Annotated in this window: 13 protein-coding genes and 1 pseudogene; 3 read left to right on the plus strand and 11 right to left on the minus strand. The window is 67.2% G+C overall.

Going from position 1 to position 13,820, the window contains the following annotated elements:
• Window positions 1–65 precede the first annotated feature (65 nt).
• Both ACZ63I_RS32160 and ACZ63I_RS32165 read left to right on the plus strand, forming a co-directional pair.
• Window positions 66–599, plus strand: a pseudogene (locus ACZ63I_RS32160) (flavoprotein); the annotation flags it as partial.
• Window positions 588–1,007 carry a GNAT family N-acetyltransferase gene (locus ACZ63I_RS32165; protein ID WP_469342933.1) on the plus strand — a complete coding sequence of 140 codons (420 nt, stop codon included), beginning with the start codon at window positions 588–590 and terminating at the stop codon, window positions 1,005–1,007. The pseudogene ACZ63I_RS32160 and the gene ACZ63I_RS32165, both read left to right, overlap by 12 nt.
• A 20-nt stretch (window positions 1,008–1,027) precedes the next feature.
• Here ACZ63I_RS32165 and ACZ63I_RS32170 read toward each other — a convergent pair whose 3' ends face one another.
• The 4 genes from ACZ63I_RS32170 to ACZ63I_RS32185 form a co-directional block, all read right to left on the minus strand.
• Window positions 1,028–1,675 (minus strand): hypothetical protein, encoded by a 648-nt coding sequence (locus ACZ63I_RS32170; protein ID WP_469342842.1) that lies wholly within the window; start codon window positions 1,673–1,675, stop codon window positions 1,028–1,030.
• 49 nt (window positions 1,676–1,724) lie between these two features.
• Window positions 1,725–5,819 (minus strand): NACHT domain-containing protein, encoded by a 4,095-nt coding sequence (locus ACZ63I_RS32175; protein ID WP_469342843.1) that lies wholly within the window; start codon window positions 5,817–5,819, stop codon window positions 1,725–1,727.
• Window positions 5,816–6,886 (minus strand): phosphorylase family protein, encoded by a 1,071-nt coding sequence (locus ACZ63I_RS32180; protein ID WP_469342844.1) that lies wholly within the window; start codon window positions 6,884–6,886, stop codon window positions 5,816–5,818. The genes ACZ63I_RS32175 and ACZ63I_RS32180 overlap by 4 nt, the downstream gene beginning before the upstream one ends.
• 361 nt (window positions 6,887–7,247) lie before the next feature.
• Window positions 7,248–7,451 (minus strand): hypothetical protein, encoded by a 204-nt coding sequence (locus ACZ63I_RS32185; protein ID WP_469342845.1) that lies wholly within the window; start codon window positions 7,449–7,451, stop codon window positions 7,248–7,250.
• Here ACZ63I_RS32185 and ACZ63I_RS32190 point away from each other — a divergent pair.
• Window positions 7,434–8,054 carry a cyclase family protein gene (locus ACZ63I_RS32190; RefSeq protein ID WP_469342846.1) on the plus strand — a complete coding sequence of 207 codons (621 nt, stop codon included), beginning with the start codon at window positions 7,434–7,436 and terminating at the stop codon, window positions 8,052–8,054. The genes ACZ63I_RS32185 and ACZ63I_RS32190 overlap by 18 nt on opposite strands.
• 45 nt (window positions 8,055–8,099) lie before the next feature.
• Here ACZ63I_RS32190 and ACZ63I_RS32195 read toward each other — a convergent pair whose 3' ends face one another.
• From ACZ63I_RS32195 to ACZ63I_RS32225, 7 genes are all read right to left on the minus strand, one after another.
• Window positions 8,100–8,540 (minus strand): NUDIX hydrolase, encoded by a 441-nt coding sequence (locus ACZ63I_RS32195; RefSeq protein WP_469342847.1) that lies wholly within the window; start codon window positions 8,538–8,540, stop codon window positions 8,100–8,102.
• Window positions 8,537–9,190, minus strand: coding sequence for a dTMP kinase (gene tmk, locus ACZ63I_RS32200; RefSeq protein WP_469342849.1), 654 nt, complete (start codon window positions 9,188–9,190; stop codon window positions 8,537–8,539). The genes ACZ63I_RS32195 and tmk overlap by 4 nt, the downstream gene beginning before the upstream one ends.
• Window positions 9,187–10,761, minus strand: coding sequence for a B12-binding domain-containing radical SAM protein (locus tag ACZ63I_RS32205; protein ID WP_469342850.1), 1,575 nt, complete (start codon window positions 10,759–10,761; stop codon window positions 9,187–9,189). Before ACZ63I_RS32205 ends, tmk begins: the two co-directional genes overlap by 4 nt.
• 12 nt (window positions 10,762–10,773) lie before the next feature.
• Window positions 10,774–11,682 (minus strand): DNA glycosylase family protein, encoded by a 909-nt coding sequence (locus tag ACZ63I_RS32210; protein ID WP_469342852.1) that lies wholly within the window; start codon window positions 11,680–11,682, stop codon window positions 10,774–10,776.
• A 158-nt stretch (window positions 11,683–11,840) separates the two neighbouring features.
• Window positions 11,841–12,308, minus strand: a complete 468-nt coding sequence (locus ACZ63I_RS32215; RefSeq protein WP_469342854.1) for an arsenate reductase ArsC — start codon at window positions 12,306–12,308, stop codon at window positions 11,841–11,843.
• Window positions 12,301–13,392, minus strand: a complete 1,092-nt coding sequence (gene arsB, locus ACZ63I_RS32220) for an ACR3 family arsenite efflux transporter (RefSeq protein WP_469342855.1) — start codon at window positions 13,390–13,392, stop codon at window positions 12,301–12,303. Before arsB ends, ACZ63I_RS32215 begins: the two co-directional genes overlap by 8 nt.
• On the minus strand, window positions 13,389–13,778 hold the full coding sequence (locus ACZ63I_RS32225) for an ArsR/SmtB family transcription factor (protein ID WP_469342857.1): 390 nt from the start codon (window positions 13,776–13,778) through the stop codon (window positions 13,389–13,391). The genes arsB and ACZ63I_RS32225 overlap by 4 nt, the downstream gene beginning before the upstream one ends.
• Between the last annotated feature and the right edge of the window lie 42 nt (window positions 13,779–13,820).

The raw sequence follows: 13,820 nt of genomic DNA on the forward strand, positions 1-13,820 counted from the left end.
ACAGGCATGCCGGCCCCGGGAAACGCGCGAGCGGTCCCGGGGCCGACCGGTCTAGGCTGGCCGCAATGACCGCGAACACATCCGAGGCCGGCCCCGGGACGAGACCCTTCCTGTACGTAGTCGTGTGCGCGTCCGGGATGGCCGGCGGCGTCGGCGAACTCATCACCGAGGCCCAGCGGCAGGGCTGGGACGTGGGTGTGGTGGCGACCCCGCAGGCCCTGGGCTTCATCGACGTGCAGGCGATCGAGGCGCGGACGGGCTACCCGATCCGCTCGGCCTGGCGCCGCCCCGGCGACCCGCGCCCCCTGCCGGACCCGGACGCGATCGCGGTCGCCCCCGCCACGTTCAACACGGTCAACAAGTGGGCCGCGGGCATCTCCGACACCCTGGCGCTCGGCATCCTCTGCGAGGCCCACGGCCTGCGCGTGCCCACCGCGGCCCTCCCTTGCGTGAACGCGGCCCAGGCCGCCCACCCGGCGTACCGCCAGAGCCTCGCGCGGCTGCGGGAGATGAACGTCCGGATCGGGACGTACGAACCGCACGTGATGACGCCGGGTGTCTTCAACTGGACAGAGGCGCTGGACCTGTTGGCCCCGAAGGCGCCGGACACCGACACGTACGCGTACACCTGGCGGGGCGAGTTCGAGAACAAGGCCCTCAACGAACTCCACGCAGAGGGCTTCGGCCACGAGGTCACGTCCACCGACTGGCGCGCCCAACTGACCCGCCACAGCCTCGGCTGGGTCTGCGCCCGCCGGAACGACACCCTGGTCGGCTTCGTCAACGTCGCCTGGGACGGCGGCACTCACGCCTTCATCCTGGACACGGTCGTCGCCGCGACCGCCCGCTCCCAGGGCATCGGCGCGGCCCTGATCAAGACAGCGGCCGACGGAGCCCGCGTGGCGGGCTGCGACTGGCTGCACGTCGACTTCGAGAACCACCTGCGCCCGTTCTACTTCGAAGCCTGCGGCTTCCGCCCGACCGAAGCGGGCCTCATCGCCCTGTGACAGTCAGTCTGTGCCGAGTGTCAGGCAGGTGAGGACGCTTCCCACAGCTTTTCCGTCAGACGCATGAGAAAGTCGTACGTCTCCCCGCGACGGTACTTGATCACACGTGATTCCCGGCCGTGCCGGTCGGCCGAGTACGGAGTCAGATAGACGACCCGTTCAGTAGCGATGATCCTGCCGATGTGGGGAACGCTGTAACCGCGCACTTCGAGGTATTCGGGGCGTGACAGCGGTGCGAGATAGTCATAGGTGGCGGCGATTTGACGGCGTAGCAGCCCGGTGCCGAAGGCTGCGTCGAAGACCTGGATCTCCTGTTCGCGATCAGTTATCCAATCCTGCTCGCCCGCAGCGATGTTCAGCTCCGGCAACAGGATGCGGCAGCGGCAGCGGCCCGACTGGCTCCGGAGGAGAAGCTCCTCGAAGGAGTCACGCTGCAGCTCCGCACCGCGGGACGTCAGAATGGAGACCTCGCGTGCCCGGCCGAGTTCTCGCTTGATGTCAGGAGCAGCCTCACGACTGTTGGCGAAGATTTCTTCGATGTCCAGGTGAAAAAGGTGAGAAGCCAGCCGCCGCACGAATTGTCGCGCCGTCTTCGAAACTGCCCATGCCAATACGACGAAAAGAAGGCTGGCGAGCAACGACGTACCAATGTCTCGAAGAAGATCCATTCCCACCCCCCAGCGGGCTCGACAGAGCACGCTCAGCGTCTCACATCACTCAGTTGGCCGGGGCTGTAAGCAGGGCTCTGACTGTCTTCAGAGCCCGTTCTTCGGGGCGAAGAGCTTCGAGCGCGGCAAGCAGGGCGCGCTGGGCCGGCGCGCCGCCCTCTCCGTACACGTATCCGACGATGGCCAGCAGGTGATCACGGGGAACGTTGTGATCCGCGATGGGCAGCACTCGGTCGGATCCCATGAACCGCCGCATCTCGCGCACGACGTCATCGCGGAAGTCGTGCCTCCCGATGTCCTGAAAACCTTCCAAGGCGGCGACCATCTGGGCGTAGCCGTCCATCGACTGGGAGGAGCGCCTGACACCGGCCAGGATGGCGGTCACCTCGTCGAGGTCCGCAGGGGTCCATGTCGCGGCAAGGAGGTTGGTCCGTGCAGAGATCAACGCGGCTCGGAGGTTCAGTCGGCCCGGGAAGTCGGCAGTGAGGGCTTTCAGATGCTCGACTGCCGCTGGTGTGCCGCGGTGGCTCAGCGTCACAGGAAGCGCCTCGCGCCACGCCAGCGCCTCCATCTCGGGGGTAACGGAGTGCACCCCCAGAGGACGGGCGTACTCGTCCTGCGGGAAGAGCGCGCTCACCCACCGGTAGAGCGTGCTCAGCGCGGCTTCGTCGGCGTTGTTCTCAAGGTGTTCGCGGGTGGACCGGCTTGCATAGCGCAGCGCGAGAGCCCGGCTGAAGCCGTCGGATGTATCGATCAGGTGCTTGAGCCGCGACCATGCGTCGAATCCCTCGACCCGCAGCAGAGCGTGTGCGGCGCGTACGGGAAGCTTGAGATCGTCGGCTTGGCTGTCTGCCTGGACGCGTGTGAGGGCGAACTCGGTGACCGACTGGGCGAGGGCGCTTTCGACGGTGAGAAGGCGGGCCAAGAGGCCGGACCAGGAGCGAACCAGTGCCGCCGGTCCCTCGCTGCTGCCTTTGAACGCCTCTTCGGGGACCGATAATCCGTCAACTATGCGCTCCGTGCGAAATCCTGGCAGTAGAGCGACAGTCTCCGCCGCCAGGACATCTTCCATCAACGTGGCGATCATTGGATGCCAGTTGGAGTCAAGACGTTCGAGAATTAACGGTTGCTTGCCCTGAGTGAGGTCTTTCTCGATTGCTTTTCTGATTGCGCGGTTGAGCTCCAGGGGCGCCTTCACGGCAGCGTTCTGCAGTAAGGTAGTCCATGTTGTGTCGGGGATGTTCCACGCGTCGGCGATTGCTCCTGCCCAGGAACTCCAGTGCCCCGGCTTGAGTTCGCTCAACCTTCCCTCGCGATTGAGTAGCGCCAACGATTGAACACCGGCCCAGTCCTGCCCGTCGGAGTGATCTTTTTTGTGCCGCAGGAACTCCAGTGCACAGCCGGGCAAAGCGGCAATTTCCTCCGCATTAAATACGGAGCAACCCGGCCAGTCGATGAGGTTGTCGTCCAAACGCCATGACCCTTTTCCGGTGCTTGGATCAATCTGTAGATTGTGCAGAAGAATCCCGAACTCGTCAATGTTGTGCTGACGTGCCTCGTGTAAACGAATTCGCTGCTGCACGACAAATTGCGCGCTTTCGGGCTGCAGCTTCTTGACCGTGGAATGGTAATTCATGCGCCACGACTTCGCCAGATAGCCGTCGATCTCGATTGGTTCGTAGAACCATTTCAGATATGTCCAGGCGGGACTATCCTTGCTTCGATAGGCGAGTTCGAAGTGTTCTTCACTCGACTGGTCGAAAAGGATCTCGGCGAGATGCGCGTAGGCGTCAGCCAACTCGACTTGGTCAGATGCCTCGTGTAGGACCCAGTCGAAGTCGCCCGCGTCGAGTAGCGTGCTCCGATCGCCGCCCGTCCTTGCAGATGTCACGGACCATGAACTCTGAGGCTCCCAGTCGCGAATCATGACCCACGAGAAGTAGCGCATGGGCTGACCCGCCTCGATGCCGCAGCGGAGCAGGGCGGTGGCGAGCTTGCGGCGTAGATCCCTTACTGAAGTCGGCTCCTGCCCTTCGGGGGTGGTCTGGTCCAGGGCATAAGGGAACCCGACCTTGTGGTGGTCCAGAAGGCGCTTCGTCACTATCCGTCCGAGGTCGGGCAGCAGCGCCTCTGCACCGGGGATGCTCAGAGCCCGGTCAACCACCCTCGCGACGACCTGGTCTTCACGACTGTCGCTTCCCCACGTCCCCTTTGCCATGGTGTGCACGAGCCATGACACGACCCGGTGCACATCTTCTTCGGGACATGCGGACGGCATACCGGCGATGAAGTGCTCGTAGGCTCCGTATCGATTACCGCTTGGCACCTCGCCCAATGCATCGAGCATGGTGGTCGTATCGAGGGAGTGGGGCCAGAGGAGGGTCAGCAGAGTACCCCGGAGGCTGAGCAGCGGGTCGGTGCCCTTTGTCGCCCCGAGCGTTGCCAGTACGTCCTTCAACGCAGGCAGTGCTGACACCTTGTCGCATGCGACAGCAGCTCTGGCGGCCTGCGCCCGGTTGTCGGCCGGCCACCGCGGGTCGGCCGCCACCTTCAGCAGCAGGGGAGCAAGGGCCGGTGACGGGCACTGCTCCGCCAGATGGAGTGCCACCCGCGCCCTGGCCCAGGTCGGCCAGTCGTCAAAGTCAGATGGGTCCAGGGTGAGCGCCGGTACGAGTTGGTCGGCCAGACCGGGATGTCCGAGTACCCAACGGGTTTGATGCCAGCGGGCGTCGCCGAGTTCAACATCGGCGGCTCGTTCCAGCAGACGATCGACGATCAGCTCCCTGACGCTGTCGGAGCGAACGACACCGCTGTGCATGGTCAGGCTCTCCGGATCGGCCGAGGCCAGCCACCGGGTGCGGTCGGGTGCGAACGCTACGAGCCAGGCCGCCGTTTCCCGCATTGACACGGGGATGCTGGTGGTCTCCTCATCCGGGGCGCCGACCAGGAACAGTTCGCGGAGTGCGGAGTCCGGGACGGACCGGGAGATGAGGTGCTGAGCGGCGAGGAAGGCCGCGAGCGATGAGTGGCGGAAGGCGAACCTGTGGTTGCCACTCGCTGTGAACAGACCTGTGGACATGACCTCCTTGACGACCTTCGGAGTCACGTCGAAGGATTGGAAGCCAAGGACTTGTTCGCTTCCCCCGGAGACAGTGGAGACGTCCAGGTCGGTGGTCCGTGGCCGCTCATGCAGCAAGCTGCCCTGCCACAGGGTGCGCCTTCCCGAAAGCACCAGGCGTGCGGCGATGCGACCCGCGACCTCCACGCGCTGTTGCCAGTTGGTGGTAGGTGCCGCCACAGGGAAGCGGTCGGGGTCGTACTCGTCCGCCAGCAGCCGAACGCCGTCCTCGAAGAGTTCTTCGGCGCCGCCTCTCAGCCGGCCGCTCGACTGGTACTCACGCACGATGAGTTCCAGAGTGAGAGGCACACTGGCGAGAGCCCCGGCACGCAAAGCGACGACTTCGGACAGCAGTTGCTCTCCGGGCAGACCGGCGCTGTCGACCAGCATCTCCGCGTCCGCCCGCGATAACGGAGCGAGATCCACGAGCGAGCAGCTACCGAAGGCTTCGTGAAGGACGGGGGTAAGGGCTGGCGGGTAGTCGCCCGTGCGACAGGCGATCAGCAGCCGCAGGCCGCGCACGTCCTTGTTTCGCAGAGAATATTTCAGATAGGACGGCAGATCACGACACATCCCACTCTCGTCGGCTTGGTCGATCACGACGGTCAGAATTCCGTGCTGCATCGGACGCGGGCTGGCAGCCGTCCTCGGAAGCGCCGCGAGATGGCTTCCCAGAACCTTGTCGGAGATTGCAGGAACCAGATCCGGACCGTTGATCCACACGTAACGGTCTACCCCGTCGGGAATGTCAGGGTCGTCCCACGCCGGCAGCCCCTGCACAAGCGACGTAAACACCGTCGTCTTTCCGGCCCCCGGTTCGCCCAGCAGTACAGTCGCTCCGTCACGGGCCACATCACCGGCGGCGACGAGGGCGCCTGGCACAGCTTTGGACCTGTCCCGTGCGAAGATATGATCGCTTCCCAGGAAACCGTCGTCATCCAGCGGGAACAGGTCCCCGTCAGGGGAGCTGTCAGCGCGGACGCGGCACCAGCGTGGGGCCTTTGCGGTGAAGATGTCTCGCCTCATGGCAACAACCTGGCCAGCGCGTCCAGGGCTTGGTCGTCGGGACGGGCCGACTTGAGTGCGTCATACAGGGCAGCACGTGCGGCAGGGGGCTCCCGGAAGGCGTTCATCCGGCGGACGATTTCCCGTACATGATCACGGGGCATACGCGATTCGGCCGCGCTGAAGGCGTGCGGGAGGCCGAGGATGAGGCCCATCTCGAAGAGAATCTCGTGCCGAAAGTCCGCTCGTGCCATATCGCTGAACGCCATCAGCCCATCAACCCACTCGGTGTCGGAAGCCGATTTGGTGGCCTCTGCTGCTTCAGGAAGAAGCTCGCAAACGAGAGCGGCCATCACCGCGGCAGCGTGCGCCGACGCACGGTACTGGGAGCCCGATGCGTCCGTATCGGCTTTGCCCCCGTCGGCATGATCGCTGATACCGCGAAGAGTGATGATCTGGAGACTCCGGGAAAAGTCGGCGGCGCTAGCGACACCGGCTGACTCCATCTCGATGGCTACGGCGTCCCCGTAGTGAAACTTGATCTGGTCGCGCAGCGGGGTGTCCGAGGAGTTCAGGACCACCTCACCAGCGATGATGGGCTGAAAGAGAACCTGGGGATCTGTGGCGCGCCAGGTGGTTCGAACCGCGTCGGGAACCCATCTCTGCCAGGCTTTCGAATGCACAGCCGTGCCTGCGGCCTGCTCCAACTCATGGGACACAGCGCCTGGCACCGGACGGGCAGTGAACCCGGCAGGCGTCTCCTTGCCCGGATGGAGATGGTAGATCTTCGTTGCCACCACTACGTCACCGAGTGCGGCCTCCGGTTTCAATCCGCCCGCGACACCGACAAACAGCAGAGCCTTGGGGCGCAGCCACTCGCGAGCGCGTTCTGTGGCGATGGCGGAGGTAAGGTTTCCCGCCCCGATCCTGGCAACAGCGATTGTTCCGGCTGCTCCGGGGAGTGTGCCCTTGACGAAGCGGGTCCCCTCGTGATGAACGAGCTGTGACTGGTCGCGCAGCAGCGCGGACACGGCTTCAAACTCGACCAACAGCGCAGTCAAGATCACTACGTCTGCTTGCGGCTCCATATGCGCTGCCTTTGGCTCCGGTGAAACTAGGGGTGTCTTGGTGATGTCGGGAGGACTGACGCTACCGACGAACCGGGGATCGCGTCGGCGATTGTGGTGGCAGACCAATGTCGCAGGCGGCGCCGACGAGGTAGGCCAGGGCATGCCCGTGGATGTGACCGGGGTGACCGGAACCCGCCGGTCCGCCTCAACTCCCCCTGGGGCAAGGGGATAGCGTCACTCTGAGTAGAGCCGCCTGCGGCAGCGGACAGTCAAGAAAGGCGCCGACCTATGGTGGAACCGATCGACCCGACGCGCCCCACCGCGCTCGACCTGCTGGACAACTGCGGCCGTTGGGGAGCCGAGGACGAACTCGGCACGCTTACCTGATCACCGACGACGTACGCGCGGCGGCCGCCGCCGAGGTGCGGACCGGGCGGTGGGCCTCGCTGGCGCTGCCGATCATCCCCCAGCCGATGCTCAGCACCCCGTTCTCGCCCACGACGGTGGAGACTTCACCCGTACAGCACGGGATGCGCACACCGGGGTGGGTGTCGCGGCCGACGTGATGCTGGTCGCGAACCACCACGGGAAGTCCACGCACATCGACGCGCTCGCGCACTGGTCGAGCGACGACGAGGTCTATCCAGGACGGCCGAGGGCCGAGGTCGTGACGGCCGGAGGTGTCACGGCAGCGTCGACCACGGCCTTCGCCGCCGGCATTGTCACGCGCGGTGTACTGCTCGATCTGGCTGCCGACGAGCCCCTTCCGTCCGGACACCCGGTGTCGTCCGGCGACTTCGAGGCGGCCGAGAAGCGCCAGGGCGTCGACGTACGGCCGGGCGACGCGCTGGTGGTCAGGTTCGGCTGGCCGGCCCACTCCCTGATCGCGGACCGGCCGACCCCGGAAATCAGCATCGACGCGGTGCGCTGGATGCACAGCCGAGGCGTCTCGATCTTCGCCGGCGACCGGGGCGACGCGTACCCGGCACTCGACCCGACAGGCTCGTCCCCGCTGCACGGCGTCGCACTGGGCCGGCTGGCGATGACCCTCATCGACATGGCCGAACTGGAGGACCTGGCGGCGCTGTGCGCGGAACTCAACCGCTACAGCTTCATGCTCACGGTCGCCCCGCCCCGCATCCACGGCATGACGGGAGCCCCGGTCAACCCGATAGCCACGTTTTGACAAAGCGAGCGGCCCGGCCGGGCCCGCCGACCCGGCGACCGGCGGTCACCAGCCGTGCTCAGCGATGGTGCCCGCCCCCTTCAGATATCCGAGGAGCCCCTCTTTGGGGTATTCGATGATGTCGTCGGGAAGTTCGTGGACGCTGAACCACTGGAGTCCCAGGCATTTCGCGGGTTCCCTGTTGACGGGATCCCCGGTCCAGTCCGTGGCCTCGAAGAAGAAGCCGATCCGCTCCACCGTCTCGCTCTGCTTGTGGTGGACGACCTGCACCAGCCGCAGCCGCGCGGGGTCGACCTCGACGCCGGTCTCCTCCAGAAGCTCCCGCGCGGCTCCGGCGCTCATGGGTTCGCCGTGGTCGAGCTTGCCCGACGGCATGTGCCAGCGCCCGTAGCCGTACGGTCCTCCGCGCTGCGAGAAGAGGAGCTTGTCGCCGTCGCGTAGAAGGACGTGCGTGTCGATCACGGGCTGCGCGGGGTGCGGATTCATGGTTCCTGGGGGGTGCTTGGTGGCGTTGGGGCGACAGACGTTACCGAGGAACGAGGCACCGCGTCGGCGATTGCGGCCGCTACCTCCGTCGGTGTCGCGTCGCCGGTGTCCACGACCAGCACCCTCACGTTCGCCGCCATGAGGGTCCGGGCGGCCTCGTCGTACAGGCCGACCTCGCGGGCCGGCACGGTCGGGTCGAGATGGAAGCGGTTACGTGGTCCGCGTACGGCTATCCGTCGGGAGATGAGCGCGGGGGACGCGGTGAGGATGACGGCCAGGTCCGGCATGAGGACGTGTGCGTTCAGGTCGAGCAGGAACCGCAGCGGCACGCCGTCGAGTTGCTGCATGACGAGCGTCGAGGCGAGGTAGCGGTCGCAGACCACGGTGTCGCCGGCGTTCAGCCGGGGCTCGACGTCGTGCTCAAGGTGCTCGTACCGGTCGGCGGCCACGAGGCAGGCCAGGGCGTGCCCGTGGATGTGGCTGAAGTGCTCCCTGATGAAGACGCCGACGTCGCCGGTGGTCGGTTCCACGGTTTGGTGGACAGCGTGGCCCCGACCGGTCAACTCCCCGTTCAGAGCTTGGACGGTGGTGGTTTTCCCGACGCCGCTCGGCCCGTCGAGGGTGACGAACTGCCCCCGTCCCGGCGTCATGCCGCGGCCTCCCCGGGGGCCTGGTTGCGTTCGTGCTGCTCGCGGGTGAGCGCGGCCAGCGTGGCGCGCACCTCGCTCAGGGACACGTCGCCGAACTGTATGCCGACGGAGAAGTTGAACTCGTCGCGCTGGCGCATCGCCTCGTCGGCGCCGTCCGCGGTCAGGTCGACGTCCGCGTACGCGAGGAGCTTGTCCGGGGCGTGGCCGGCGGCGGTGAGCGTCTTCCAAACGGGTGTGCCGGGGTAGGGGCGGAACTCGAACACGCTGGCCCGTACGTCGCCGGGGCTGCTGTCGGCGATGTTCCAGAGGTTGTGTATGTGGCGCACGGTCGCCCGGATGTCCTCGTGGGTCTCGCCGGGGAAACCGAGGATGAAATAGCCCTTCACGCCGATGCCGTGTCCGACGAGGCGGCGGACGACACGTTCGGTCATCTCGGCGTCGATCCGCTTGTCCATCGCGCCGAGGATGCGGTCGCTGCCCGATTCGATTCCGAGGGCGACCTCCCGCAGGCCGTTGCGGACCAGCAGGTCCAGTTCCGTGCTGCCGAGCCGGTCCAGCACGTTGATGCGTCCGGTGGCGTCCCACACGTACCGTTCGCCGATGCCGTGCCGGGTGAAGGCCGCCATCTGCGTGGTGATGACGCGCGAGGCGCCGAGGAACAGGTCGTCGACGAACCGGAACGCGGTGACGCCGTACTCGCCGTGCAGCGCGTCGAGTTCACCGATGATGTCCTCGGGGTCACGGACCCGGATCCTGACGTCGGGATTGGCGCTGACGGCAGCGCCGCAGAAGGTGCAGTTGTAGGGGCATCCTCTGGATCCGACGATGTTGGCTTCCACGTGCCCGGTGCGGGCGGCCTGCGTCAGCAGGGCGGTACCGCGGCTCACGGCGAGGCGCCGATCCGCCCGGCTGGGTGCGGCCCGGTAAGGGTCTTGCGGGAGGAACGCGCGGTTGACGTAGGGGAGGGCGTCGATGTCGGGACCGAGCATCCGTGCGCTCGTCCTGGGGTCGGCGACGCCCGCCGCCGGGGCGTCGAGCAGGCGGTCGTGCCAGAGGACTCCGGGCAGTTCACGCCTGCGCTGCTCGTCCTCCAGGAGGGCGGCGACGCGCAGCTCACCCTCGCCGAGGACGAGCGCTCTCAAGTTGCTCATGCGCGGATCGGCGAGCACGCGATCCGGCATTGCCTTGGCGTGGTGGCCGCCGACCATGAGGGCGATGTCCGGGGCGAGGCCGGCCGCGATGCGGGCGGACATCTCGTAGGTGGGTGCGAGCAGGTTCATCGCCGCCCACCGGGGGTGTGCTCCGTTGATGAGGTCCGCTGTCTCTGCGATACCGAGACCATGTGCTTCGGCGTCCACGACCCCTACGTTGAAGCCGCCGACCTCTTTGGCGTACGTCGCGATGTACGCCATGCCGAGCACGGGGAGCGTGTAGTCGTTGGCCCGGGGCCGTTCGTCGTAGTCGCGCAGTGGGGCGTTCACGAACAGGGCGTCGAGGGTGCGGGTCGGATCGGCGCCCGCGATCAGCGGTAACGGTGGAGTGGACGGCCGTAACGGTGGCGTGGACGGCATGGGTCCTCCAGATCAGCGGAGATGGGAGCCCCAGGTGAGCGTGGAGAGGGTCAAGGTGTGCAGGGCGGCTCGATGTTGACCGGCCATGGCGGTCCACATCGGCCCGAACGCCTTGTCCTTCTTGCCGGGCCAGGGGTGAGCGGGGGCGATGTGCGCGGCCCAGGTGCGTACGGCGAGATCGTCGTGCGGGTAGACACTGAAGTCGCCGGTGAAGTCCGCGGCTGCGGCTGCCGCGGTCCATGGGCCGATACGCGGAACACTTGTCAGGGCGGAGACCAGATCGCGGGAGCCCATGCGCTGCCAGTGGGCGTGGTGCTGCTCGTAGTGGGCGGCGGCGGCCCGGAGGGCGCTGCGGTGGAACTTGGCCCCGACTTCCGTGAACTGTTCGTCGTCGAGCGCCAGCACCTGAGCGGCGCTGGGGGCGACGGACAGGCCACCCGCTTCGACGGCCCGGTCATCCGATCCAACGGTGCTGCCGAACGTGCGGCACCATGCCCGGTACAGCTTGCGGGCCTGCCCGGCGCGGACGACTTGCCGCAGGATCGCGGTGGTGATGGCGTCCCACAGCCAGGGGTTGGCCAGACGCCGGGAGGGGCCGAGAGCGTCGAGCCCCGCCTTGAGTTCAGCGGGGACGCTGTCGGGCAGGCAGGCGGGGTCGGTGGTGACGAACGCCGGCTTGACGTCCTCGGAGCCCTGCGCACAGGTCAGATGCGCACCGTCCTGGTTCCACGACACGATCCAGACACCCGAGGCCGTGCGCACGGCCCGCGCACAGACACCGGTTGCCGTTTCGGCACCGGTCCCGGCGTCGGCACCGGTCCGCACTTCGGCACCGGTCCCCGCTTCGGCACCGGTCCGCACTTCGGCACCGGTCCCCGCTTCGATCCAGGCGGGGTGATCAGTCGTCAGAACGGCGGGCATGGGCGCTCCTCGGGGTTTCCGGTTGGTGCGCTGTAGCCTCTCGCGTTTGAGCGGGCGGAGGGGGCCGCATCGTCCCGATCAGTCTGATGGGCGATCGGCTGGGCGCGGAGGCGCCGACCTAGGACTTATTTGCGGTATATGCCCCTGACCGGACAAAGTTACGCGCGTCGATCGGCGGTGCCGATCGACGTATCCGCACTCTCGCCCAGGAGTTCGGCGAGGAGAGTGTGGATGCGGCGCTCGATCTCGTTCCGTACCGGTCGTACCGCTTCGACGTCCTGGCCTGCGGGGTCGTCGAGTTGCCAGTCGAGGTACCGCTTGCCGGGGAAGACCGGGCAGGTGTCGCCGCAGCCCATGGTGATGACGACGTCGGACGCCTGCACGGCCGCCGTCGTCAGGACTTTCGGTGTCTCGGCGGACAGGTCGATGCCGACCTCCGCCATGGCCTGTACGACTGCCGGGTTGACGGTGCCGGCGGGTGCGGTGCCGGCGGAGCGGACGTCGATTCGGGCCCCGGCGAGGTGGGTGAGGAAGGCCGCGGCCATTTGTGAGCGGCCCGCGTTGTGGACGCACACGAACAGTACGGACGGCTTGGTCCCGGACGCGGGCGGATGCGGGTCAGGCATGGGCGGGACCGGTGCCTTCCGGGAAGAAGCGGCGGGCGGCCAGGGCCACGTGGACCAGGCCGATGAGTACGGGAACCTCGACGAGCGGGCCGACGACTCCGGCGAGGGCCTGGCCCGAGGCGGCGCCGAAGGTGGCGATCGCGACCGCGATGGCGAGTTCGAAGTTGTTGCCCGCCGCGGTGAACGCCAGGGTCGTCGCCTTCGGGTAGCCCAGTCCGACCGCGCGGCCGGTGGCCATGGAACCGGCCCACATCACGGCGAAGTACACCAGCAGCGGCAGGGCGATCCGTACGACGTCCAGGGGCCGGGAGGTGACGGCGTCGCCCTGGAGGGCGAAGAGGACGACGACGGTGAACAGCAGCCCGTACAGGGCGAAGGGCCCGATGCGCGGGACGAGCTTCGTCTCGTACCAGCCGCGGCCCTTGGCCTTCTCGCCCAGGCGGCGGGTGAGGAATCCGGCGAGCAGCGGGATGCCGAGGAAGACGAGGACGGAGCGGGCGATCTCCCACACCGACACGTTCAGGGCGGTCTGTTCCAGACCGAGCCGGCCGGGGAGCACGGTCAGGTAGAACCAGCCCAGCGCGGCGAACGCGACGACCTGGAACACCGAGTTCAGCGCGACGAGCACGGCGGCGGCCTCGCGGTCGCCGCAGGCGAGGTCGTTCCAGATGACGACCATGGCGATGCAGCGGGCGAGGCCGACGATGATCAGGCCGGTGCGGTACGCGGGCAGGTCCGGCAGGAAGGCCCAGGCGAGGGCGAACATCAGGGCCGGGCCGACGAGCCAGTTCAGGACGAGGGAGGGGACGAGCAGGCGGCGGTCGCGGGTGACGGTGTCCAGGCGGTCGTAGCGGACCTTCGCGAGGACCGGGTACATCATGACGAGCAGGCCGACCGCGATCGGCAGTGAGACCCCGGTGACGGTGACCTTCGCGAGTGCGTTCCCCAGGCCGGGGACGAGGCGGCCCAGACCCAGGCCGGTGGCCATCGCGAGCAGGATCCAGACGGTGAGGAACCGGTCGAGGAACGGAAGTTGACGACCGGCCGTGGTCGTTGCCGGCGACGCCGTAGCGGTATCGCTCACCGCGCGGTCTCGGCCAGTGGCTGCCCGGCGGGGCGGCTGAGGAGCGCGGCGAGGCGGTCCGTCGTCTGCGGCAGCAGCCGGTAGTACACCCACGTCCCGCGCCGCTCGGAGTCGATGAGCCCGGCCTGCTTCAGCAGCTTGAGGTGGTGGGAGACGGTCGGCTGGGAGACGTCGAAGGCGGGGGTCAGGTCACAGACGCAGACCTCACCGCCCGCGCGGGAGGCGATCATCGAGAGCAGTCGCAGCCGCACCGGGTCCCCGAGCGCCTTGAACACCTTCGCCAGATCGGCGGCCTGCTCCTCGTCCAGCGGCGCGGTGAGGAGGGTGGGGCAGCAGCCGTCACCGCCGTCGTCCTGGCCGAGGATCACCAGCTCTTGTTTCGACATGCTTCTATATTGACGGATGTCGATACGGGGCGCAAGCTTGCA

The organism is Streptomyces sp. NPDC087906, from assembly GCF_055584925.1.